Source organism: Streptomyces sp. NPDC003697 (assembly GCF_053587115.1).
Map to the genome: position 1 here is coordinate 1 of NZ_JBSFNN010000031.1, position 22,245 is coordinate 22,245.

A 22,245-nucleotide genomic window follows, 5' to 3' on the forward strand; every position below is an offset into this window, starting at 1 on the left:
CCTCCACACCATCGCCCTGTGACGCTCCGGGCCGCGGCCCGGAGCGTCACAGGGCGATGGTGTCCGGCCTCCTGCGTCCTCCGCTTCGCTCCGGCCGCGACATCTGCAGCAGGACCCCCTGCCGCCGTGGCACGGTCGGCGTGCCGGAGGATCCGTGGTCACCCGCCGGACTCGAGGGCCTGGGAGAAGTCCGCTCCGAGCTGCGACATCAGGTCCCTGAACTCCTTCTCGCTGATCGCCTCCCGGAGCACGGCCAGTACGGCCCGCACGCCCCGGTCGGCTTCCTCCTCCTTGAGCATGGTGCGTTCGGCCACGCGCCGCACGCCGTCGGAGTGGCCGAAGCGCTCGATGCGGTCCGTGGATCCCCGGCGCACCGCCTCCGCGAGGCCCTCGGGGAGTTCGGTGATCAGGTCCCTGGCCTCCCCGGGGCTCAGCCTGTGGGCCAGCGTCTCGAGGGTGGCCCAGGTCAGGTCCGCCGCCTCCTGACGGCTCAGTCCGGTGCGCTCGGCGACGGTACGGACGAAACTCCGCTCATCCATGCGTCGTCCTCCTTCGCTGCTGTGTTGCGTCGAACGGCGCGGCCCCCTGCCAGCCTGCCACGCCGACCCGGTCCGCGCCCGCGCACGGACGGCGGTGACCACGACCGGCCAGGACGGTGTTGAAGACGGACATCAGCAGGTGTGAGCAGGTGTGAGCAGGTCCGGGCGTGGGGACCCGAGCTACCCGACCTCAGGGAGGCGTCATGGACGCCCATGTCACTACCCAGAGAAGCCCCATCGCCACGGTCAATCCGTACACCGGTGAAAGGGTTCGCGAGTTCCCGGCGCTGAGCCCGGAGGAAGTGGGGCGCGCGATCGACGCGGCGCACCGTGGCTTTCCCGACTGGAGGGCCCGGTCGACGACCGACCGTGGGGCCGTCGTGCAACGTGCCGGCCGGCTCATGAAGGAACGCAAGGAGGAACTGGCGCGGTTGCTGACCCTCGAGGTCGGCAAGCTGATCAACTCGAGCCGTGCGGAGGTCGACCTCGCGTCCGACATCCTCATCTACTACGGCGAGCACGGCCCCGAGCTGCTGGAAGAACGACCCCTGCCGGTGCCCGACGGCACGGCCGTGCTGGTGAACGAGCCGCTCGGCGTCCTTCTCGGTGTGATGCCCTGGAACTTCCCGCTGTACCAGGTGGTCCGATTCGCGGGTCCGAACCTCGTCCTCGGCAACACGATCCTGCTCAAGCACGCGAGCAGTTGCCCCCAGTCCGCACTGGCACTGGAGCAGCTGTTCAAGGATGCCGGTGTGCCGACCGGGGTCTATACCAATCTCTTCGTGCGCGGCAGGGACGTCGGAAACATCATCGACGACTCCCGTGTGCAGGGAGCGTCACTGACCGGAAGCGAGCGCGCGGGCATGAGCGTGGGTGAGATCGCCGGCCGCAACGTCAAGAAGTCCGTCCTCGAGCTCGGTGGCAGTGATCCCTTCGTCGTGCTGGACGGTCACAACCTCGAGCGCACCGTGTACGCCGCGTTCCTCGGCCGGATGGGCAACACCGGGCAGTGCTGCGTGGCGGCCAAGCGCTTCATCGCCCTTGCCGACGTCTACGACGCCTTCCTCACCGGGCTGCGTGACCGGATGAGCGAGGTGCGGCCGGGAGATCCGGCCGACCCCGCCACCACGCTCGGCCCGCTGTCCTCCGAGGCCGCGGCCGAACACCTGATGGAGCAGGTCCGCGACGCGGTGGACAAGGGGGCCACGGTGGTGCTGGGCGGCGGGCGGCCCGACCTGCCGGGCGCCTTCGTCGAGCCGACCATCCTGACCGACGTCACACCGGACATGCGGGCCTACCACGAAGAGCTCTTCGGCCCCGTCGCCACGGTCTACCGGGTCGAGGACGAGGACGAGGCCGTGGCACTGGCCAACACTTCCCGCTACGGCCTGGGAGGCGCGGTCTTCGCCGCCGACCCGGAACGTGCTCGCGGGGTCGCGAACCGGCTGGAGGCGGGCATGGTGTGGATCAACCACCCGACCGCGTCGCGACCGGAGCTGCCCTTCGGCGGCATCAAGCGCTCCGGCTACGGGCGCGAACTAGGCGACGTGGGCATCGTGGAATTCGCGAACCGCAAGCTCGTGCGCTACGTGGACGCCGACGCCCCGATCGCGGAGGTGCTGGGCTGACCTCCGAGCCGGTCGACCGACCGGGCTCGGCGGATGCCGCCCGGTCGGCCGCGCTCGCTCGGCAGATGCCGCCCGTCGGAGGCTGAAGTCCTGGTTCTTTCCGGCGAGGAGTCAACCGGGCCCGCCCAGCACGATCTTCCACACTCGGGTCGCCACCTGGAGGTTCAGCCGGTCCTCGACGTCCGCGAGGTCCTTGCCGCTGATGTCGCGGATGCGCTGGAGCCGATAGCGCAGCGTGCTGCGGTGGATCGCCAGGGATTCTGCGGTCTCGTCGTAGTTGCCGCCGCAGTCGAAGTACCGGGACAGGGTCTCCACCATGGCCGCTTGGTGCCGGGAGTCGTAGTCGATGAGCTGCCCGAGCCACTCCTGGACGAACGTCTCCAGTTCCCGGTAATCGTTGCCGGGTCCCAGGATGCGGTAGATGCCAAGCTCTTCGAAGAACGACGTGCCACAGCGTTGGCGGCAGTGACGGCGCACTTCCAGGGCGCGCTGCGCCTCCTGGTAGTGGTGGGGGATGTCGGCCAGGGAGTCGCTACAGGCGCTCACCCCGATCGTCCCGGACCGTGTCCCGGTCTCCCGGGCGAGCGCCTCGTACAGCGCGTGGGCGTGCGGTCTGTCGTCCGCGATCAGGACGACGTGGTCGGAGCGGCGGGTCAGCAGCGAGCGCATGCCCACGGCAGAGGCCGCCCGGCCCACGGTCTGCGTGAAGGAGTCGTCCGCGGTCCGGTTCGACCACTGCACCACGACGACGTAGTGGCTGCGGTGCAGGTCGTGTCCGACCGCCTCGGACCGGGCGTAGGCGCTCGCCTGGTCCGTCCCTGCCAGGAGGTCGTCGGCCAGTTCGCGGTGCAGCCTCAGCTCCACTTCGGCCAGATTGCGCAGATGCGCCAGCTCCAGGGCGAGCGACGTGGCGGCGTGTCCGAGGGCGAGCAGGGTGTGCTCGTCGGCCTCGTACCGGGCATCGACCAGGGCCAGCACGCCGAGGATCTCGCCGTGCCGGCGGACCGGCATGATCAGCCGGTCCTTCATCCGCACCGGCCCCACTTCCCTGGCGACGTCGTGCAGTATTTCGTCCCGGCGCACGGGGTCCGGTTCGGGATACGGGTCGGGGCGGCCGGGCCCGGTCCAGGACCTCAGCCGGCCGAAGCGGTCCTCGACCAGCGCTGGAAGCCCGGTGAGTCTGTGCAGTGCGCGGGTGATGGCTTCCTCGCCGCCGCCCGAGGCGGCGACGTCGGCCATGAGCGCATGAACGGCCCGCTGGTACCCCAGCTCAGCCGCGACGGAGATCAGCTGCCGCTGGAGGGCTGTGCGTTCGTCCCTCAGTCGGCGCAGCTCCAGCGCGTCCTCGCGTTGACGGCGGTGTGCGGAGGCGACTGACAGGGCGGCAGCGGTCTGCCGGACGAGCGTGGCGAGCAGGTACCGCTCGGTCTCGTCGGGCCGGGAGCGGGACGTCACCACGAGGTAGCCGTGGAGCCCCTCAATGCCGCGGAGCCCCAGGGCCCGGCCCCAGGGCCTGCCGGGTACGGTCACGGGGCCGTCCTGCCCGGCCAGCTCTCGCACCCTCCGGCCCACGGACAAGGCGTGCATCTGCCCGTTCCTCGGGCTGGGGACCAGGTCGCCGCCCACGTTGAGGTACCCGGCCTCGGCACTGTACGGCCCCGCGGCGGCCATGTGGTCCATGGCCAGGCGCAGGATCTCGCCCTCGTCCGAGGCCTCGAACAGGGCGCGGGAGAGCGCGACCAGTTCGTGGAGGGCATGGTCTGATGGGGTGCGAGCGGGTGGGAGGGGCCCTCCGCGCGCGGCCGTGGGGTGCCGCCGCACTCCGCCCCGCGGAAGGTTGCTCTTCCGGCCGGAGTATCGGTGGTACAGGCTGTGCGCCCGACTGCCGGCCATGGGATCACTCCGTCCCTCGGAGCCTTCAGGAGAGGCGTTCCGCGTACCCGCCCCCGGGCCGGTTTACCCGAGATATGCGTATTCGTTCTCCCGTACTCGTGGGGCCGGGCCCTGTACTGGGAGGACGAGGAAACCTGGTCGTACCCCGCCTGCACCTGTCAGCGAGGGCCGGCGTCTCACGGGGCGGCGACGTTATGCCGGGGACATCCTGGGCACTGGGGACCGGCGGGGCAGCGAGAAGGGTCCGGTGATACGGGTGTCGTCGCAGAGCGTTACGCGCGTGACTCTCCTGGCGGACCCGGACACGCCGACGGAGATCGCGAAGCACCTGGCCCGGGTCCTTCCTGCTCGGCTCGCCCAGAGGTCGGGCCAGGGACGACGGTTCGACGTACAGGTGGTCAGTGAGCCCTTCACCGCAGGGACCGAGGACCTCTCCACCGTGATGCGCCGGATCATAGACCGTAGGAGAGCGGAGAACTGGGACATCGTCGTCGCCCTCACCGACCTTCCACTGCACTCGCATGGGCGCAAGCTCGTGGTGGACCTGAACCATGAACACGGCGTGGCGCTGCTGTCCCTTCCTCCGCTGGGGGGTCTGCGTCTCAAGAGAAGAGCCCTGCGGGCGGTGGAGGAAGCCGTGCTCAGCTTGGCGAGTCCGCCGGCCACCGGGGCTGGGGAACCTCCGCAGCGTCGGAGGCTGGGACGCTTCGTCAGTCGTCTCGCGCCTGTTCACCGGGGCCCGATCGCCGAGGAGGAGCCCGCTGATCTGCGGTACGTCGTCAGCGGGCCGCGCGGGTACCTCAGGGTGCTGGCCGGTATGGTCCGCGCCAACCGGCCGTGGCGGTTGGTGCCGGGCCTGAAGAAAGCCCTGGCCGCCGCACTCGCCACGGGAGCCATCGCCAGCGTGAACTCCACCATCTGGAGCCTGGCCGAGTCCCAGAGCACGCTGCGCCTCGTGATCGCCATGGTCGGGTCTGTCACGCTTATGATCGTCTGGCTGATCGTGGACGCGCACCTGTGGCATCGATCAAAAGACACCTCGCCGGAGGAGAGGAAGAGGACGAGCCTCTACAACGCCTCGACGATTGTGACCGTGGGTTTCGGGGTTCTTGTCTGCTACGCGGGTTTGCTGGTCGTCAACCTGGTGTGGGCGCTGTTCATCCTCAACGACCGAGTGTTCGCCTCCACGACACACACTCCGCTGCACGCCTCGGAGTACTGGACGTTGTCCTGGCTGGTCGCTTCGATTGCCACAGTGGGCGGCGCGCTGGGATCGGGCCTGGAGAGTGACGAGGCGATCCGGGCGGCCGCCTTCTCCAAGCGCGAACACGAACGTCGCCGGATGCTGCAGGAGGACCACGGTGACGAGGAGCCGTCTTCGAACGGATCTCGCCCGGAGCAGCAATGACGCGGGGACGACCGCCACTTCGCCGGAGACGTCGATCTTCTGATGTCCGGTGGCGATGCCGCGGAAACTCTCGGGCTGGCTGAAGCATCCCTCGATCCGGTTCCCGCGGCTCCGCGAAGCCTGTCAGACCTTGATCCGCGATGACGTGATCAGGACGGCGGCGTGATCGGCCCGGGCCGGTGCGGGGGCGCGGATCCGTCCCAAGAGAGCGCGCGCACACGCTGGACCGTCCGGTGACGGCGGCCTGCCCCGGTTCGCCGCACGCGCCCTCCCGTCGCGCCCACGGTACCGGCGGAAAGAGCAACTCCCGCTCCAGGCGTTGAGTTCGTGACGTTGTGTCACCATGCCGTCATCCATCACCCAGTGACCTTCGAAGACCGGCCCTGGTTCGTGCTCATGGGTTGGTCGATCGGCGCATGGTTGTTTCGGGTGGAGGGCTGGCGGGGACCCGGGCGGAGGGTCGTCGGCGGGCCGGTGTTGTGCCGGGGGGCCGGCGGCGCCCTTCCACCTGAACAGGGGTGAACGGCTTCCACAGGCGTGCCGGAGCGAGGGCCCGGGCCTCGGCGGGTTCACGGGCTCGGGGCTCCTTTGCGCCGTTTCCGTCACCGTTGCGCTGCGGCCGTGCCGCTGCACCCCAGGCGCCCGCAGACATCGCACGGACTCACGCGGCTACGGGGGCAGCCCGGGAGATCGCCGTTCAGAAAGGAACGAAGTCGTGAAGAAGCCCACAGCAAGCGGCGCGGTCTCCACCGTGGTCGAGATGGGAACCGAGGCCCTGAGCGCCGCGGTCTCAGTGGCCCGCCGCGCCGGCGAGGCCATCCGATCGGGAGCCTCCCACGCCCGGGAGACCGAGCCGCGCTGGCACGTGATGACAATCTACGCGTCCGCCGACGAAGTGGCGCCCGGCGGAAAGCTGCCGGAGCCGCTCGCCCGGCTCGAGGACGCCATCGACACCCAGTTGCGCCCCGCCCCCGGGGACCGCGGAACGGAACTGGCGGCCCGGCTGCGCGACATGGAGCATGCCGGGCTGCACGACACCTCCGAGCGGGAGACCGGACACGACCCGGTCCAGGAACTGCGCACCGCGCTGCGACACGCCAAGGCGCTGGTCGAGACGGGTGAGGTCCTCCTCCCCGACTGGCCGCCGACCGACCGGCCCACGGTCACCGGGCGCCCGCTGGACAAGATGATCGAGAAGGCTCAAGGTGGTGGACGGCTGTGAAGGCACTGACCTGGCAGGGCACCAACAACCTGTCCGTGGAGGAGACACCCGACCCCGCGCTCCGCAATGAGCAGGACGCGATCGTCAAGGTGTCGCAGACCGTGACCTGCGGTTCGGACCTGCATCTGCTGGGCGGGTACATCCCGTTCATGCGGGCCGGCGACATCCTCGGCCACGAATTCATCGGCGAGGTCGTGGAGACGGGACCGCGGGTGAAGCGGCACAAGGTAGGCGATCGCGTGGTGGTCTGCTCCTTCATCTCCTGCGGCCGCTGCTGGTACTGCAAACAGGGTCTCTTCTCGTTGTGTGACAACGGCAACACCAATCCCGCCATCACCGAGCACCTCTGGGGTTCCGCCCCAGGCGGCTGTTACGGCTACTCCCACGCCCTGGGCGGCTTCGCCGGGAGCCACGCCGAGTACATCCGCGTCCCGTACGCCGACCAAGGGGCCTTCCCGGTACCGGACGCCCTGGACGACACGACGGCGCTGTTCGCCTCCGACTCGGCGCCCACCGGGTGGATGGGTGCCGATCTCGGCGGGGTGAAGCCGGGCGACGTGGTTGCCGTGTGGGGGTGCGGAGCCGTCGGCCAGATGGCCGCGCGGGCCGCGATACTGCTCGGCGCCGACCGGGTCATCGCCATCGACCGCTTCGAGTACCGCCTGGACATGACCCGCCGGCACATCGGTGCGGAGACCCTGAACTACGAAAAGACCGACATCGACGCCGAACTGCGCGAGAGGAGCGGCGGCCGCGGCCCGGACGTGTGCATCGAGGCGGTCGGCATGGAGGCCCACAGCTCCGGAGTGCAGCAGCTCTACGACCAAGCCAAACAGCAGCTGCGCCTGCAGACCGATCGATCCGCCGCCGCACGCCAGGCCATCCAGGCATGCCGCAAGGGCGGCAGCGTATTCATCCTCGGCGTCTTCGCGGGCTTCGCCGACAAGTTCCCGCTGGGCGCGGTGATGAACAAGGGCCTGACCCTGCGCGGCGCCCAGCAGCACGGCCACCGCTACATCCCCATGCTCCTGGAGCGCATGGAAAAGGGCGAGCTGAAGACAGCCCACCTGGCCACCCACGTCATGCCCCTGGATGACGGGCCGAAGGGATACGAACTCTTCAAGGAGAAGCTCGACGGGTGCGTACGCGCGGTCTTCCAACCCGGCCGGTGATTGAAGCGTATGGACCAGTGACCGGACGGCGTTGGCCCGTGCCGGCTCATCACCGAAGAACTCGAACGGTCTTCAGGAGGACTGGGGGCGTACCGGCTTCACCGCGCCTCGTCGGCGCCCCTGTCGTCGGAGCGGGCTGCGCCAACTGGTGGGGCGTTCAACCAGGCCGGCCGAGTGCTGCCGACGGACGCAGGTCCTCCTCGAGTTCTTCGGCCATGGCCGCGCCGGCCAATGCCCGTCCCAGTTTGAGAGCGTCCAGCGCTTCGGGGTCCACGAAGCTGCCGTCCTCCCGCACCTCACTGTTGCCGGGGTAGGGGGCCGCGTAGACGCCCACCTCCCCGAAGTCGCCGCTGCTGTCCTGCAGGCAGGCGACCCGTTCCGGGGGCGCTCCCCTGAGCTGGAAGATGAGGCGGACGTGGGCTGCCGGCCGTACGGGGAGCAGCCCCACGTCGCGCGCCATCCGCGCCGTGCCCAGGCCCGCGCACACCACGGCCGTTGCGTCCGCGGCCCGTCGGATGCCACCTCGGGAACCCGGTCCATTCGATCGCCGACATGTCGTGCCCTCAGCCGGGCAGGCTTCAATGTGCTGCGGACGCGCAGCGCACGCAGGTCTTCGCCGCCGGCCGAACTTCGAGGCGCTCCGTCCGGATCGGCTCACCGCATTGCTCGCAGCGCCCGTAGTCGCCTCTCTCCAACCGCTCCAAGGCGTGATCCAGATCGTTCAGATGCTCGCGCGCCTGGGACAGCAGGGCGGCGACGTGCGCCCGCTCGAAGGCCGTGCTCGCCCCTTCCGGGTCGTGCTCGTCGTCAATGGCCACCAGCGCGTTCGCCTCGACGATCCCTTCGAACTCACGGCTCAGGGCGGATATCTGCTGCAGTGTGCTGACACGGTCGGCCGCGAGCAGCGCACGCGCCGACTCGCTCTGGTGTGCGGGAAAAGCCGCATTATTGCACGAATCACTCATACCGGAGGAAACCTCCTTGCCTTGTGCTGAATTCCCGGGTCTCGGGCACGACGACGGCCTCAGCGATGACGACGTGGGCGGCCACGCTGGTACTGCTTCGGCCATGGGACGTCGTCACCCAGCACGTGGGCCGCGCGGAGCGGCCAGGTCGGGTTGCGCAGCAGTTCACGCGCGAGCATGATCGCGTCGGCCGAGCGGTCCACGAGAATCTGGTCGGCCTGCTCCGGTGCGGTGATCAGGCCGACCGCGGAGACGGGCAGGGCCGCGCCCTCGCGGACGGCTCGGGCGAAGGGCACCTGGTAGCCGGGCTCCACCTCGATGCGGGCGTTGTGGACGAGCCCGCCGCTGGTGACGTCCACCAGGTCGACGCCGTGGGACACCAGGTGCCGCGACACCTCCACCGTCTCCTCCGGGGTCCAGCCGCCGTCGGCCCAGTCCGTGGCGGAGAAGCGTACGAACAGCGGGCGGTCCTCCGGCCAGTGCGCCCGTACGGCGTCGGTGACCTGGACGAGGAAACGGCTGCGCCCGTCGAGATCGCCTCCGTACTCGTCGCTGCGGTGGTTGGACAGCGGTGACAGGAACTGGTGCAACAGATAGCCGTGCGCAGCGTGGATCTCCAGAACCTCGAAGCCGGCGGACAGCGCCCGCGCGGCCGCCTCGCCGAAGGCCCGGACCAGAGCGCGGATGTCGTCCGCACTGAGCTCCCGCGGGGTCGGCCAGTCGCCGAACGGCAGCGGTGACGGTGCCACCGTCTGCCATCCACCGGCCTCCGGTCCGACGTACTCGTCACCCTCCCAGGGCGGTGCCGTCGACGCCTTGCGGCCGGCATGGGAGATCTGGATGCCGGCGATGGCTCCCTGCCCGTGGACGAAGTCGGTGATGCGCTTGTACGCGGCGGCCTGCCCGTCGTCCCAGATGCCGGCGTCGGAAGGGGTGATCCGGCCCTCAGGTTCCACTGCCGTGGCCTCCTGCATGACCAGGCCGGACCCGCCGCGTGCCAGGGAGCCGAGATGGACCAGATGCCAGTCCTGCGGATACCCGTCGACCGAGCTGTACTGGCACATGGGGGCCACCCAGGACCGGTTCGGGAAGGTCGTGCCGCGGAGGGTGAGCGGCGAGAAGAGACGGCTCATCGGAGGCCTCGCAGGGGGATGGGGGACGACGGGTGCCCCGCAGCCGTCGAGCCGTGACGGCCCGGGCTCGTACGGGGCGCCCCTCACGGTCCGTGCACCCGGGTACCCGGCCGCTGGTGGCACACACACCACCGGCCGGGCGAGCTTCGCCGAGGTGCCGGCACGCGGCGTCCCGGTCCGCGGTCCGGGTGAGGCGGCGCAGCTCCCGGGAAACCACCACGTGCAAGGGTGACCACCTGCGCAGAAGCAGAAGGAAGGCTCTCGCAGAACCGCCCGCTGCTCCGAGTGTCTGCGCACGTTCCCCGGGGCCGGCTCCGCTCGTCGGTGTCAGCGGCACATGGTGCCGCGGTTCGTCGGCGCGGTCCTCACGGCTTGAGGACGACCTTCTCGCAGCGGTCCTTCTTGTTCTTGAACAGGTCGTAGCCCGTCGGTGCCTCGGTCAGGGGCAGCCGGTGGGTGATCACCCGGGTGGGGTCGATCCTGCCCTGCTCGATCAGACCCAGCAGCCGCTTCATGTACCTCTGGACGTGGCACTGCCCGGTCCGCAGGGTCAGGGACCTGTTCATCCACGCACCGGCCGGGAACTTGTCGATCAGTCCGGCGTAGACGCCGATGACCGACACCACACCACCGCTGCGGCAGGACAGTATGGCCTGGCGCAGGGCGTGCGGCCGGTCGGTCTCGGCGCGGACCGCCTGCTTGGCGCGATCGAAGAGCTGGATGTGGGAGGCACCGTGGGTGGCCTCCATTCCGACCGCGTCGATGCACTTGTCGGGGCCGCGGCCGCCGGTGAGTTCCAGCAGAGCCGACCGTACGTCGACGTCCTCGAAGTCGACGGGCGTGTAGCCCTGGGCGGCGGCCATCTCCAGCCGGTAGCTCTCCTTGTCGATCGCGATGACCTTTTCCGCGCCCAGGACGCGGGCGCTGTCCATGGCGAACTGGCCGACCGGGCCGGCGCCCCAGACGGCGACGACGTCACCTTCGTCGATGTCGCACATGTCGGCGCCCATGTACCCGGTCGGCAGGATGTCGGACAGGAAGAGCACCTGCTCGTCGGCGAGGTCCGAATCGACCTTGAGAGCGTTGACGTCGGCGAGCACCACCCGGGCGTACTCGGCCTGGCCGCCGGCGAAGCCACCGGTGAGGTGTGAGTAGCCGTAGATGCCGGCGACGGGGTGACCGAAGAACTTCTCGGAGAGGCCGGCGTTGGGGTTGGTGTTCTCGCAGCACGAGTACAGCTCCGCGCGGCAGGCCACGCACGCGCCGCAGGCAATGGGGAAGGGCACGACGACACGGTCGCCGACGCGCAGTTTGTCGTCGCCGATGCCCGGTCCGACCTCGATGATCTCTCCCATGAACTCGTGGCCCATGACGTCGCCCTTTTCCATGGTGGGGACGTAGCCGTCGAGCAGATGGAGGTCGGAGCCGCAGATCGCCGCTGAGGTGATCTTCACGATGGCGTCGCGGCGGTTCAGGATCGAGGGTTCGGGGACGTCCTGCACCTCGACCGAGTTGCGTCCCGTCCAGCAGTTCGCCTTCATGCCAGGGCCTCCTTCAGTTCGTCTTCGGTCAGCGGTCGGGCCGGGTGCTGCGGGAACTCCCGGCGGGCCCGCTTGCCGCCGGGTGCGCCCTCGGAGCGGACGACCTCGCCGATCTCCGCGACCTGCTTGAAGCGGCGAAGGTCGTCGTCCAGCTGCTGGTGCGGCTCCTCGCCGAAGTAGCGGGCTGCGGCCTGGCCCAGCGCCCCGCCGGGCAGGTCATAGCGCAGGGTCACCCGGATCTCCGTGCCGCGGCCGCCGGGGGCGGGCGTGAAGCGGACCTCGCCGGAGTTGTCGACGTCGGCACCGGGTACCGACCGCCAGGCGATCAGCCGGCCGGGGACGTCCTCAGTGATCTCGGCGTCCCACTCGACCGTCCTGCCGAACGGCGCGCTGGCCCGCCAGTGGCTTGTGCGCGGGCCGGTGATGCGCACCTCGTCCAGGTGCGCCATGAAGTCCGGCAGTCGCTTCAGGTCGCGCCACAGGCCGTACACCTCGTCCGGGGGCCGGGTGACGGTGGTGGTCGCGGTCAGTTCCATGGGAGTGCTCCTACGCGTGCGGGTCACGGCCGCGTAGACGTCCGTGGCCGTGATCGCGGTGACCCCGGCGGTCGCGGCAAGGGTGCGGCCGAGGCCGCGGCCGTCGTGGTTCTTCAGGGCCCGGGTCAGCATCGTCAGATCCATCAGGTCGCCGCTGACGCGGCCCCAGAGCCAGGCGGGATGCGGCCGCCCCAGCAGTCCGGTCGCCGCCGCCAGCTCGCGCACTCCGACGGCGGTCGTGGCCAGACGATGCCGGGGGGCGTCGTCCACGCCCAGTGCCCGGGCGAAGCGCCCCGGGGCGACGACCTGGGGGACGCCCATGAGCGCACTGGCCCAGCCGAGGCCGCGGACGAGCGGATCGTGCTGCAGGGTGGTTTGGGTGTCTGTCTTCATGGGGGCTTCAAAGGTGAGGTGGGGGGAAGAGAGGCGGGTCACGTGAGTGAGAAGCTGAAGCACGCACAGCGGACGACGCCGGACTGACCGCGTGGTCCGCGTTCGGCCCTCAACCTCCGTGCCCAACCGGCGCAGTCGTCCGGTCGCGGCGTACGTGACGCGTGCCATGGGCTTGCCCAGCATCATGACCGGCCCAGATCCATGGCATTGACTTGAGGGATGGGCGCGGGCCTGGCGTGGAGGTCCGCACCGGTCAAGCTGGGCGGGCGGAATCGCTGGCCGTGTTGCCGGGCCGGAGGCGGGGGGTCGCCGTTGTGAAGGGCAGGACCACGTACTGGCCGACCTTGACCTTGCGCACCGCCGAGCCGACCTGCACGACCTGGCCCATGTTCTCGTGTCCCAGGGTCCGGCCGGACTCGAACGACGTGTTGGTGGTGGTGATCTTGACGATGATGTCGCACGGATGCTCGATCTTCGCGTCCGGCACGTCCTTCACCGCGACCGTGCGCGGTCCCTCATATACCGCTGCTTTCATGATGACTTCCCTACACGCCACGGCACGGCCGCAGCGCAACGGTGACGGAAACGGCGCAGAGGAGCCCAGAGCCCGTGAACCTGCCGCGGCCCGGGCCCTCGCTCCGGCACGCCTGTGGAAGCCGTTCACCCCTGTTCAGGTGGAACGGCGCCGCCGGCCCCCCGGCACAACACCGGCCCGCCGACGACCCTCCGCCCGGGTCCCCGCCAGTCCTCCACCCGAAACAACCATGGCGAGTCGGGAGGGACGCAGGTTCTGGCCGCTGCCGTAGAACGCACGGAACTTCATGATCAGGGGCCGGCGCGCCGGCCTCAGGACGCCGGGGTGACCCGGATGCCGACGGTGCCCCGCGTGCCCCGGCGCAGTCTGCTGCCGAGCAGCGTGAGACGGCCGAACACTCCGTACTTGCGGGCGATCAGGCCCCGGTAGCGTGCGGTGGTGGCCGGGTCGCAGATCTCCGCGGTCGCCGGCAGTTGGTCGCCGGTCGGGTTGCCACGCACGTCGCAGGGCCCGACGAGCACGTCGGGCCGGTTGCGGATCCGCTTCACCTTCCAGGAGCCGGCGGCCGTCCACACCCCCAGCGCCGCACCGTCCCGGACCACCCACACGGGGGTGGCGACCGGGGTGCCGTTCTGCCGGTAGCTGGTGATCAGCACGTACTTGCCGGCCGCGAGCCGCTCCACCACGGTGTCGTCCATGCGCGGCAGTGTAGGCAGCCGCCCGCGGAAAATGACATCCGTGGCACGGCACGGGAAAGGTAGGGTCGGACAGGGAGCTGACCTGGCATCACGAGGACGGGACGCGGCCGATGACGGAGGGTTCCTTCCTCGAGGTCGCCTGCGACGAGTCGGGGTCGGACGGTGAGAACCTCACCGGCGGCAACACCGACGTGTTCGCCCACGCCAGTGTGCGGCTGCCCGTGGCGGTCGCCGCCGGGTGCGTGCGGGAGATACGGGACCGGATCCGCTCCCCCGCCGAGGAGTACAAGGCCAACCACCTGCTGCGGGAGAAGCACCGGGCGGTGCTGGAATGGCTGCTCTCCCCTGCCGGCCCGCTGTACGGGCACGCCCACGTGCACCTCACCGAGAAGGCGTTCTTCGTCGTCGACCGGGCCCTGGGCGTGCTGCTCGGCGACTCGGCGGAGGCGACGGCGCTGTACCGGGCGGGGCCGGCGGCGTTCGGCGGGGAGCCGTGGCGGCACTTCCTGGAGGCGGCCAACCACCTGCTGCGCGTGCGGCACACCGCGGATCCCGCGGCGCCGGCGGACGACTTCCTCCGGGCCGTGGAGGCGCTGCGCGGCAGGCCCTGCGACGCGCGCGTCGCGGCGACGCTGGCGCGGCTCGCCGGCAGCCGGGCGCGCGCCGACGACTTCCGGACGCGGACGCTCGACGGTCCCGCCGTGGCCCCCCTGCTCAACCCGCTGCTGCCCGCCATCGTCCGCACGGCGGCCCACTGGAGCGCGGACGGCGGCCCCGTCCGGCTCGTGCACGACCAGCAGAACATGCTCACGGCGGACCGCGTGGAGTGGATCGTGCGGACGGCCCGGCAGGAGGGCATCCACCTGGCCGGGCTGAGGCTCGTCGACTCGCGGGAGGACCCGCGGGTGCAACTCGCCGACTTCCTCGCCGGCATCGCCCGCAAGCTCGCCTCCGACGAGCTGAACCGGCGCGGGGAGGCGGGGCTGACCGCGCTGCTGCGGCCCTATGCCGGCGCGTCCTCCGTGTGGGGCGACGCCGCGAGCTGGACCCGTCTGGGCCCGCCGGCGCCCGGCCCCGGCCCTGCCGCGCGGCCGGGCGCGGCCACCACCTGCTGACCGGCACGCTCCCGGGGCGACCACCCCGTGCTGAACACGGGCGGCCCTCGCCACGTATGGAGGACGGGCGTTCGACGACCGGAGCGCCCCGCGGTGTTACGGCCGCGTCTTCGGGGTTCGGGAGCCACGCATGAGGCACGTACGACGACGGGTCGTCCGGCGACTGACACGGCTGGCGGCCGTCGGCGGACTCGTCCTGGGAGGAGCCATGGTCACGCAGGCCATGGCGAGTGAGCCGGCCGGCACGTCCGCGGCGCCGCACAGCTCCACGCGCATGTCCGCCGGCACGGGAGCCGGCCTCGTGACACGGCTCGGCGCCTCCCGTACGGCCGGCAGCTGGATCGGCTCCGACGGGCGCCCCGTGGTCGCGGTGACCGACGCGGGGGCGGCGGCCGAGGTGCGGCGGGCGGGCGCCGAGGCGAAGCTCGTGCGCCACAGCCTGGGCGAGCTGAAGTCGGCGACCGCGGCCCTGCGCGCGGCGCCCCGGGTGGCGGGTACCGCGTGGGCGGTCGACTACCGGACGAACGAGGTCGTCGTGCAGGGCGACAGCACGGTCTCGACCGCGGACTGGTCACGGCTGACACGGGTCGCCGAGGGCATCGGCGGTTTCGTGCGCATGGAGCGCACCCGGGGCACGTTCACCACCCGCCTCAACGGCGCGCAGCCGATCCTGTCGACCGGCGGCCGGTGCTCGGCGGGGTTCAACGTGACCGACGGGCGCAGCGACTTCATCCTCACCGCCGGGCATTGCGGGCCCACCGGCTCCGTCTGGTTCGCGGACGGCCGTGCCGCGCGCCAGATCGGCAGGACGGTCGCCGGCAGCTTCCCGGGCGACGACTTCTCCCTGGTGCGGTACGCCGCGGGGCGTGCGGGCGACGGGGCGGACGTCGTGGCGGTCGGCGGCGGAAAGGGCGTGCGGATCACCGGGGTGGCCGATCCGGACGTCGGTCAGCGGGTCTTCCGCAGCGGCAGCACGAGCGGGCTCCACGACGGCCAGGTCACGGCGTTGAACGCGACCGTGAACTATCCCGAGGGCACCGTCTCGGGACTGATCCAGACCACGGTGTGCGCCGAGCCGGGGGACAGCGGCGGCCCGCTGTTCTCCGAGGGGATCGCCCTCGGCGTGACCTCGGGCGGCAGCGGCGACTGCGCGACCGGCGGCACGACGTTCTTCCAGCCGGTGACCAAGGCGCTGTCGGCGACGGGCATGAAGCTGATCGTGGCGGCGGGGCAGGCGCCCGGCGGGGCCGCCGGCTCGTCCGCCGCCCCGTCCGGCTCGGCGACGCACAGCGCCGTCGCACCCGGTGCCGCCTCCCCCGGCTCGTCGGCTCCGGCGGCGGGCGGCGCGGACGGGTCCGACCCGCTGTCGCTGCTCATGAATCCCCGCAACGCCGGACCGGGTCTACTGGTGATCGCCGGCAGTCTGATCGCGCTGGTGGCCAGCCGGTGGCTCCGGGCCGAACAGGACCGCAAGGCCTACCGCCGCCACTACTCCGCCAACTGGGGCTGAGCCGGACCGGGGCGAACCGGCGACGGCCGCCCGGCGGTGGCCGCCGTGCCCGCCGTTCGCCGTGGCTGCCGTGCCCGCCATCCGCGTCCGCAGTCTGCCTCGGTGGCGCGGTCCGGCGGCGACAGAGATGACGGCGCCTGCGGAGGACGACGTCACCGGGCCGAGCCGGGCGACGGGAGGCCGCGACGCGCACGCGGCGGGACGCCGAGGACGGGACGCGGACGCCGATGCCGGACGGGCGGGCGAGGCGGGCGCCCCTCGCGTTCGGGGGTGCGCCGGGGCGGTGGGCCGACGGGGGACGGGACCGGGTGAGCGGCGCCGCGACCGGTCGTGGCCGGCCGGTGCGGCGAGGCGGGCTCAGGCCGCGCTGACGCGCTGCGGAGCCGCCACGGCCCATTCCAGGACGAGCCGCCGGTACTCCTCGCGCTGTTCGACGCTCAGTGTCCCGCCCGACCGCAGCCACAGGGCCCGGATCTCCTCGTTGACCTCGTCCGCCGATCGCCCGGAGACAGGCTCAGGAGTGGAGGACATGGTGTGAAGCATACGGGCCACCGCGTGAAGACGATGTGAGGTATCACAAGCAAAGCGGACCTTTTGGACGTGTTGCTGCTCACGTCATCTGCCAACGGACGCCGGTGAGTTCGGCGCGCGAGCCACCGGACCGCCGCCCGGCCCCGCCGCCGCGCGGCTCGACCGCACCGGCGCCCCGCCGGGTGGCGGCACGAGGCGGCGCCGCGGGCGGCGGCAGCCGGGTGCACACACGGCGGAGGGATCGAGGCCCCCCGGGCCGGCCCGCTCAGGTGCCCGGCTTGCGGCCGTAGACGTAGACGTCGTCGCCCTTCTTCAGCAGGGACCAGTACTTCTTCGCGTCCTTGGTCGTCATGTTCACGCAGCCGTGCGAGCCCGGCGGGTTCCACATGCTGACGCCGACCGAGTGGAAGGCCTGGCCGCCGTCGAAGAACTGGCTGTAGGGCATGGGCACGTGGTAGATGCTCGACACGTGGTCGATGTGCCGCCAGTAGACCTTCTTCAGGCCGGTGCGGGTCTCGTAACCGTCGCGGCCGGTGCGCACCGGCACGGGCCCGTAGACGAGCCGGCTGCCGTCCTGGATCCAGCTGAGCTGGAGCGTGAGGTTCACACAGGCGATGCGGCCCTTGTCGACCGGACACCTGCCGTCCCTGTTGGGCTTGTCGCCGACGGCCTTCTGCTTGTTCATCAGGTTCATCACACCCCAGGTCACGGGGCCCGCGTAGCCGATGTTCGGCGTGATGCCGTGCCGGTTCTGAAAGGCCCGGACGGCCTTGCAGTCGGCGGCGGACTGGCGGCCGTCCACCGGGCGGCCGAGGAACTTCTCCACCTGCTTCTGGTACGGCCCGGTCTGCGTCGTGCAGCTCGCGGCCTGCGCCGGCGTGGCGCCGAGTGCGAGCGTGAGCGGCGCGACCAGCCCCGTGACGCCGAGCGCCACGGCACCTCGTCTGCCCATGTCCCTCATGTCCGTGCTTCCCCCTTCGTACGGTCGTGCGGACTCTGACCACTAGACCCCGGCAGGGGACCGCCGGTTGTACAACCGCTCCTGCTGAGACGAAACGGTGACAGTCGGCCGTGCGCGACCGCTCGCCGGGACGCCTGCGGCCGGCCGCGGCTCAGCGCTCGCCGCCCGTACGGACGGCCTGGAGGAAACCGGAGTTGACCGCGGTGAGGCCGCCGTCGACGACGAGGGTCGTGCCGGTGATCCAGGCCGCGTCGCGGGAGGCGAGGAAGGCGACGGCCGCGGCGACGTCCTCGGGCTCGCCCACGCGGCCGAGGGGGTACAGCCCCCGGACCGCGTCGAGTTCGGCGTCCCGCCCCTCCCAGGCCGAGGTACGGACCGTGCCCGGCACGACCAGGTTGGCGCGGACCCCGCGGGCGGCGGCGTGCCCGGCGAGGGTGCGGGTCAGGGAGGCCAGACCCGCCTTCGCCGCGCTGTAGGCGTGGTTGCCGAAGTCCTGCAGCCCGTTGACCGAGCCGATGCCGACGATCGCGCCGCGGCCGGTGGCCGCCAGGTGGGGCAGGGCGGCCCGGCAGCAGCGGTAGGCGCCGGTCAGGGTCACGTCGAGATCGCGCGCCCACGCCTCGTCGGGCCCGTCCTCGAAGAGCGGGCTGTCCGGCGTGCAGTGGGCGGCGCTGTTGACCAGGACGTCGAGGGAGCCGAGGGTGCGGGCCGCGTGTTCCACGGCCGTCTCCACGGACGTCCGGTCCGCCACGTCGCACCGGAACGCCTGGGCCGGGAGTCCGCGATCCCGCAGACGCGCCGCCGTCCTCTCGGCCTCGTCCGCGTCCACGTCGGTCAGCAGGACCCGCGCCCCCTCCTCGGCCAGCCTCCGCGCGACGGCCGCGCCGATGCCGCGGGCCGCCCCGGTCACGAGTGCGCCGTGTCCGTCGAAACGCCTGGAGTCCGTCATGCGCCCGAACCTACCGCCGGGACGATCACCGGGGCAGAGGGCGACCGGTCATTGCACGTCGCGCACGCCGACTCCCCACTCCTCACGCCCACTTACCGTTCCGTACGTCAACCCCCCTTCCGCCGCGGCCCCGTGACCGGCGGCGCCGACGGGAGGCCACCGGCGGTGCCGGCGTGGACGGCGGGTCCACGCCGGACCTTTCGACGCCCCGGACGAGGCGACCGCCGATGGTGCCGGCTCGGACGGCGGCTTCCGCACCGGGCGCACCGGCGCCCCGCCGCTGTCGCCGGCGATGCCGCGCGAGCGCGGGCGGTCAGCGGTAGCCGGACGTGTCCGCCGGCCTTCCCGCGTCCTGCACCTCGACCAGGTAGCGCCAGGCGTCGGGACGGCTGCCGTCCAGGTCGGTGAAGCCGTACTCGCGGGCCAGTCCGCCGCTGGACAGGGAGCGGCCGTTGAAGCGCGCCACGTGCGGGTCGGCGGCGAGGGCGGCCACGGCGCGGCCGACATAGCGCGGGGTCTCGGAGATGGCGAAGTGGGGCACCCGCTCCACCGCTTCGCGCCAGTTGTCCTCGCGCACGCCGAAATGGTCCAGCATCATCTCCGAGCGCAGCCAGCCGGGGGTCAGCGCGAGGGCGGTGGCTCCGCGGGGGCCGAGTTCGTGACCGAGCGCGAAGGCCATGCGCAGGACGGACGCCTTGGCGAGGTCGTAGAAGAAGTTGACGCGGTAGGTGTCCCGGTTGTACTCGGCGGTGCCGTCCGTCATCTCGACCACCAGCCCGCCGGGCCGGCGCAGCAGCAGGGGCAGGGCGTGGTGGCTGGTGATCGCGTGCGTCTCCACCGCGAGCCGCAGCAGCCGCAGGCCGTCGTCGAGGTCGTGCTCCCACACCGGGGTGTCCCAGGCGAAGAGGTTCTCACCGCCCCAGATGTCGTTCACCAGGACGTCGAGGCGGCCCTGTTCGCCGGCGACGCGGTCGACGAGGGCGCGCACCTGGTCCGGTTCCAGGTGGTCGGTGGGGACGGCGATGCCGTGGCCGCCGGCCTCGGTCACCAGGTCGGCGGTGTCCTCCACGGTCTCGGGGCGGTCGTACTCCGAGCGCCGGGCGCGGGTGGTGCGTCCGGTGACGTAGACGGTGGCGCCGGCCGCACCGAGCTCCACGGCGATCCCCCGGCCCGCTCCCCGTGTCGCACCCGCCACCAGCGCGACTCTGCCCTGCAGTGGCCCCGGCATGTCCGGCCTCCCGTCCGTCACCCGCCGACGCCGTCCGCCGGCATCGTCCTGTCGGTCGTGACCGAGGATGCCGTGAAAACCGGACACCTTGTGTCGCCCTTTTCCGGCGCACCCGAACCGGCACGACGGCGGCGCGCCGGCGCCGGACGGCGTGCGGCGCCGCCCGTGCCTCCGGCCGGCGCCGCACACGGTCCGGCACCGTGCGGACGGGCGGTGCGCGTCAGTGCCCGCGGGCGATCCACTCCTCCAGGTGCGGGGCCTCCGCCCCGATGGTGGTGGAGTCGCCGTGGCCGGTGAGGACCTTGGTCTCGCCCGGCAGCGTGAGGAGGCGCTCGCGGATCGACGTGATGATGGTCGGGAAATGGCTGAACGAGCGGCCCGTGGCACCCGGTCCGCCCTTGAACAGGGTGTCTCCGGTGAACACGGCGGCGAGCCCCGGGTCGTACAGGCAGACCGCGCCGGGCGCGTGGCCCGGAGTGTGAAGGACGGTCAGGTCGGCGCCGGCGGCCTCGATCACCTGCCCGTCGACCAGGTGCTCGTCGGGGTCCCGGTCGGGGTGGGTCTGCTTCCACAGGGGCAGGTCGTCGGCGTGCAGCCAGATGACCGCACCCGTCAGGTCGGCCAGCTCGGGCGCGGCGTTGATGTGGTCGTTGTGGCCGTGGGTGCAGAGGATGGCGGTGAGCCGGCGGTCGCCGACGGCCTCGGCGATGGCGCGGGCGTCGTGGGCGGCGTCGATGACGACCGCCTCGTGGTCGTCGCCGACGATCCAGACGTTGTTCTCCACGTCCCAGGTGCCGCCGTCGAGCGTGAACTGCCCGGAGGTGACTAGGCGTTCGATGCGGGCGCTCATCAGAACACCACCACCGAGCGCAGGACGTCGCCCTGGTGCATCCGCTCGAACGCCTTCTCCACCTCGTCCAGCTGGATGGTCTCGGTCACGAACTTGTCCAGCGGCAGGCGGCCCTGCAGGTGCAGGTCGACGAGCATCGGGAAGTCGCGGGTGGGCAGGCAGTCGCCGTACCAGGAGGCCTTCAGCGACCCGCCGCGCCCGAAGACGTCCAGCAGCGGCAGTTCGAGCTGCATCTCCGGGGTGGGCACGCCGACGAGGACGACCGTGCCGGCCAGGTCGCGGGCGTAGAAGGCCTGCTTGTACGTCTCCGGGCGGCCGACGGCCTCGATGACGACGTCGGCGCCGAAGCCGCCGGTCAGCTCGCGGATCGCCTCGACCGGGTCCGTCTGCCGGGAGTTGACGGTGTGGGTGGCGCCCATGGTGCGGGCGGTCTGGAGCTTGCGGTCGTCGATGTCCACGGCGATGATCTTCGTCGCGCCGGCCAGGTAGGCGCCCACGACGGCCGCGTCGCCGACGCCGCCGCAGCCGATGACGGCGACGGAGTCGCCACGGCCGACGTTGCCGGTGTTGACGGCCGCGCCGATCCCGGCCATGACGCCGCAGCCCAGCAGGCCGGCCGCCGCCGGGGAGACGGCCGGGTCCACCTTCGTGCACTGGCCGGCCGCGACCAGGGTCTTCTCGGCGAAGGCGCCGATGCCGAGGGCCGGCGTGAGCTCGGTGCCGTCGGTGAGGGTCATCCTCTGGGTGGCGTTGTGCGTGTCGAAGCAGTACCAGGGGCGGCCGCGCCGACAGGCGCGGCACTTACCGCACACGGCACGCCAGTTGAGGACCACGAAGTCGCCGGGCGCGACGTCGGTGACGCCGTCGCCGACCGACTCCACGACGCCGGCGGCCTCATGGCCGAGCAGGAAGGGGAAGTCGTCGGTGATGGCGCCCTGCTTGTAGTGCAGGTCGGTGTGGCAGACGCCGCAGGCCTGGACGGTCACGACGGCCTCTCCCGGTCCGGGGTCCGGGACGACGATGGTCTCGACGCGCACGGGCTCGTTCTTGCCCGGTGCGATCACGCCGCGCACTTCCTGCGCCATGGTGGTGCTTCCTTCCGTCGGCCGGTGTCCTCCTTCCGACCCTACGCGCAACCGATCGGTGACCGCACGGTTGGCCCGCCCGGGACCCCGGCCGCCGTGTCGACGTCAGCGGCAGGACCGGATCACGGCCCCCACCAGGCCCCTTGGGCGGTGCGCCCGGTCCCCGGCAGGAACGCGTGCCACGCCGCGGTGGTCACCGGCCGGTCCCCCGAAGCGGCGGAACGGCTCACCGCCGGTTCCGGCCGCCCCGCGGGCGTGGGCGTGCGTCAGCCGCAGCACCAGGACCGACAGCGGATGCGGTACGACGTCGATGTGCGCCTCCAGCGGCAGGCCGGGCAGCCGCCGGTACTCGC

Annotated in this window: 20 protein-coding genes and 1 pseudogene; 6 read left to right on the forward strand and 15 right to left on the reverse strand. The window is 71.7% G+C overall.

What is annotated here, in order from left to right; all coding sequences use genetic code 11:
- Positions 1–158: 158 nt before the first annotated feature.
- Positions 159–539: a DUF2267 domain-containing protein gene (locus ACWDNY_RS15080; RefSeq protein WP_451646184.1), complete on the reverse strand. Its 381-nt coding sequence runs from the start codon at positions 537–539 to the stop codon at positions 159–161.
- 203 nt (positions 540–742) lie between these two features.
- Here ACWDNY_RS15080 and ACWDNY_RS15085 point away from each other — a divergent pair, with 203 nt between their 5' ends.
- Positions 743–2,167 (forward strand): NAD-dependent succinate-semialdehyde dehydrogenase, encoded by a 1,425-nt coding sequence (locus ACWDNY_RS15085; RefSeq protein WP_451646185.1) that lies wholly within the window; start codon positions 743–745, stop codon positions 2,165–2,167.
- A 111-nt stretch (positions 2,168–2,278) separates the two neighbouring features.
- On the opposite strand, the gene ACWDNY_RS15090 is transcribed toward ACWDNY_RS15085, so the two are convergent.
- A complete protein-coding gene (locus ACWDNY_RS15090; protein ID WP_451646186.1) occupies positions 2,279–4,060 on the reverse strand; it encodes a PucR family transcriptional regulator in 1,782 nt (593 codons plus the stop codon).
- 280 nt (positions 4,061–4,340) lie between these two features.
- On the opposite strand from ACWDNY_RS15090, the gene ACWDNY_RS15095 reads away from it, so the two are divergent.
- The 3 genes from ACWDNY_RS15095 (at position 4,341) to ACWDNY_RS15105 (ending at position 7,862) form a co-directional block, all read left to right on the forward strand.
- Positions 4,341–5,468 carry a hypothetical protein gene (locus ACWDNY_RS15095; RefSeq protein WP_451646187.1) on the forward strand — a complete coding sequence of 376 codons (1,128 nt, stop codon included), beginning with the start codon at positions 4,341–4,343 and terminating at the stop codon, positions 5,466–5,468.
- A 715-nt stretch (positions 5,469–6,183) separates the two neighbouring features.
- The gene (locus ACWDNY_RS15100; RefSeq protein ID WP_451646188.1) at positions 6,184–6,690 is read left to right on the forward strand and encodes a hypothetical protein; all 507 of its coding nucleotides are present in this window, start codon (positions 6,184–6,186) and stop codon (positions 6,688–6,690) included.
- Entirely contained in the window at positions 6,687–7,862 is a 1,176-nt protein-coding gene (locus ACWDNY_RS15105; RefSeq protein ID WP_451646189.1) for a zinc-dependent alcohol dehydrogenase, read from the forward strand. The genes ACWDNY_RS15100 and ACWDNY_RS15105 overlap by 4 nt, the downstream gene beginning before the upstream one ends.
- Before the next feature lie 157 nt (positions 7,863–8,019).
- Here ACWDNY_RS15105 and ACWDNY_RS15110 read toward each other — a convergent pair whose 3' ends face one another.
- The 7 genes and pseudogenes from ACWDNY_RS15110 to ACWDNY_RS15140 all read right to left on the reverse strand — a co-directional run bounded on the left by ACWDNY_RS15110 (position 8,020) and on the right by ACWDNY_RS15140 (position 13,663).
- Positions 8,020–8,352, reverse strand: coding sequence for a hypothetical protein (locus ACWDNY_RS15110; protein ID WP_451646190.1), 333 nt, complete (start codon positions 8,350–8,352; stop codon positions 8,020–8,022).
- 88 nt (positions 8,353–8,440) lie between these two features.
- Entirely contained in the window at positions 8,441–8,827 is a 387-nt protein-coding gene (locus ACWDNY_RS15115) for a TraR/DksA family transcriptional regulator (RefSeq protein WP_451646191.1), read from the reverse strand.
- Between the two features lie 59 nt (positions 8,828–8,886).
- Positions 8,887–9,960, reverse strand: coding sequence for an NADH:flavin oxidoreductase/NADH oxidase (locus ACWDNY_RS15120; RefSeq protein WP_451646192.1), 1,074 nt, complete (start codon positions 9,958–9,960; stop codon positions 8,887–8,889).
- A 365-nt stretch (positions 9,961–10,325) separates the two neighbouring features.
- Positions 10,326–11,501, reverse strand: coding sequence for a zinc-dependent alcohol dehydrogenase (locus ACWDNY_RS15125; protein ID WP_451646193.1), 1,176 nt, complete (start codon positions 11,499–11,501; stop codon positions 10,326–10,328).
- Complete coding sequence (locus ACWDNY_RS15130) at positions 11,498–12,430, reverse strand: SRPBCC family protein (protein WP_451646194.1); 933 nt, start codon at positions 12,428–12,430, stop codon at positions 11,498–11,500. The genes ACWDNY_RS15125 and ACWDNY_RS15130 overlap by 4 nt, the downstream gene beginning before the upstream one ends.
- 307 nt (positions 12,431–12,737) lie before the next feature.
- Positions 12,738–12,965: pseudogene (locus ACWDNY_RS15135) on the reverse strand (alcohol dehydrogenase catalytic domain-containing protein); the annotation flags it as partial.
- A gap of 311 nt (positions 12,966–13,276) precedes the next feature.
- A complete protein-coding gene (locus ACWDNY_RS15140; RefSeq protein WP_451646195.1) occupies positions 13,277–13,663 on the reverse strand; it encodes a PPOX class F420-dependent oxidoreductase in 387 nt (128 codons plus the stop codon).
- Between the two features lie 110 nt (positions 13,664–13,773).
- Between ACWDNY_RS15140 and ACWDNY_RS15145 the strand changes: the two genes are divergently transcribed.
- Positions 13,774–14,778, forward strand: coding sequence for a DUF3800 domain-containing protein (locus ACWDNY_RS15145; RefSeq protein WP_451646196.1), 1,005 nt, complete (start codon positions 13,774–13,776; stop codon positions 14,776–14,778).
- 130 nt (positions 14,779–14,908) lie between these two features.
- Positions 14,909–16,288 (forward strand): S1 family peptidase, encoded by a 1,380-nt coding sequence (locus tag ACWDNY_RS15150; protein WP_451646197.1) that lies wholly within the window; start codon positions 14,909–14,911, stop codon positions 16,286–16,288.
- A 357-nt stretch (positions 16,289–16,645) separates the two neighbouring features.
- Here the strand turns inward: ACWDNY_RS15150 and ACWDNY_RS15155 are convergent, their stop codons facing one another.
- The 6 genes from ACWDNY_RS15155 to ACWDNY_RS15180 all read right to left on the reverse strand — a co-directional run bounded on the left by ACWDNY_RS15155 (position 16,646) and on the right by ACWDNY_RS15180 (position 21,892).
- Positions 16,646–16,831, reverse strand: a complete 186-nt coding sequence (locus ACWDNY_RS15155; protein ID WP_451646198.1) for a hypothetical protein — start codon at positions 16,829–16,831, stop codon at positions 16,646–16,648.
- Between the two features lie 253 nt (positions 16,832–17,084).
- Complete coding sequence (locus ACWDNY_RS15160; RefSeq protein ID WP_451646199.1) at positions 17,085–17,780, reverse strand: L,D-transpeptidase family protein; 696 nt, start codon at positions 17,778–17,780, stop codon at positions 17,085–17,087.
- Positions 17,781–17,931: 151 nt separating this feature from the next.
- Positions 17,932–18,729 carry an SDR family NAD(P)-dependent oxidoreductase gene (locus tag ACWDNY_RS15165; protein WP_451646200.1) on the reverse strand — a complete coding sequence of 266 codons (798 nt, stop codon included), beginning with the start codon at positions 18,727–18,729 and terminating at the stop codon, positions 17,932–17,934.
- A gap of 313 nt (positions 18,730–19,042) precedes the next feature.
- Positions 19,043–19,957: an SDR family oxidoreductase gene (locus tag ACWDNY_RS15170; protein WP_451646201.1), complete on the reverse strand. Its 915-nt coding sequence runs from the start codon at positions 19,955–19,957 to the stop codon at positions 19,043–19,045.
- A gap of 220 nt (positions 19,958–20,177) precedes the next feature.
- Entirely contained in the window at positions 20,178–20,807 is a 630-nt protein-coding gene (locus tag ACWDNY_RS15175; RefSeq protein WP_451646202.1) for an MBL fold metallo-hydrolase, read from the reverse strand.
- Positions 20,807–21,892 (reverse strand): S-(hydroxymethyl)mycothiol dehydrogenase, encoded by a 1,086-nt coding sequence (locus tag ACWDNY_RS15180; protein ID WP_451646203.1) that lies wholly within the window; start codon positions 21,890–21,892, stop codon positions 20,807–20,809. Before ACWDNY_RS15180 ends, ACWDNY_RS15175 begins: the two co-directional genes overlap by 1 nt.
- Positions 21,893–22,245: the final 353 nt, after the last annotated feature.

Coding starts and splice junctions, on each gene's coding strand:
- ACWDNY_RS15080 (WP_451646184.1), bottom strand. CDS start 539: ATGGATGAGCGGAGTTTCGTCCGTACCGTCGCCGAGCGCACCGGACTG.
- ACWDNY_RS15085 (WP_451646185.1), top strand. CDS start 743: ATGGACGCCCATGTCACTACCCAGAGAAGCCCCATCGCCACGGTCAAT.
- ACWDNY_RS15090 (WP_451646186.1), bottom strand. CDS start 4,060: ATGGCCGGCAGTCGGGCGCACAGCCTGTACCACCGATACTCCGGCCGG.
- ACWDNY_RS15115 (WP_451646191.1), bottom strand. CDS start 8,827: ATGAGTGATTCGTGCAATAATGCGGCTTTTCCCGCACACCAGAGCGAG.
- ACWDNY_RS15120 (WP_451646192.1), bottom strand. CDS start 9,960: ATGAGCCGTCTCTTCTCGCCGCTCACCCTCCGCGGCACGACCTTCCCG.
- ACWDNY_RS15125 (WP_451646193.1), bottom strand. CDS start 11,501: ATGAAGGCGAACTGCTGGACGGGACGCAACTCGGTCGAGGTGCAGGAC.
- ACWDNY_RS15130 (WP_451646194.1), bottom strand. CDS start 12,430: ATGAAGACAGACACCCAAACCACCCTGCAGCACGATCCGCTCGTCCGC.
- ACWDNY_RS15140 (WP_451646195.1), bottom strand. CDS start 13,663: ATGGACGACACCGTGGTGGAGCGGCTCGCGGCCGGCAAGTACGTGCTG.
- ACWDNY_RS15145 (WP_451646196.1), top strand. CDS start 13,774: ATGACGGAGGGTTCCTTCCTCGAGGTCGCCTGCGACGAGTCGGGGTCG.
- ACWDNY_RS15150 (WP_451646197.1), top strand. CDS start 14,909: ATGAGGCACGTACGACGACGGGTCGTCCGGCGACTGACACGGCTGGCG.
- ACWDNY_RS15155 (WP_451646198.1), bottom strand. CDS start 16,831: ATGCTTCACACCATGTCCTCCACTCCTGAGCCTGTCTCCGGGCGATCG.
- ACWDNY_RS15160 (WP_451646199.1), bottom strand. CDS start 17,780: ATGAGGGACATGGGCAGACGAGGTGCCGTGGCGCTCGGCGTCACGGGG.
- ACWDNY_RS15165 (WP_451646200.1), bottom strand. CDS start 18,729: ATGACGGACTCCAGGCGTTTCGACGGACACGGCGCACTCGTGACCGGG.
- ACWDNY_RS15170 (WP_451646201.1), bottom strand. CDS start 19,957: ATGCCGGGGCCACTGCAGGGCAGAGTCGCGCTGGTGGCGGGTGCGACA.
- ACWDNY_RS15175 (WP_451646202.1), bottom strand. CDS start 20,807: ATGAGCGCCCGCATCGAACGCCTAGTCACCTCCGGGCAGTTCACGCTC.
- ACWDNY_RS15180 (WP_451646203.1), bottom strand. CDS start 21,892: ATGGCGCAGGAAGTGCGCGGCGTGATCGCACCGGGCAAGAACGAGCCC.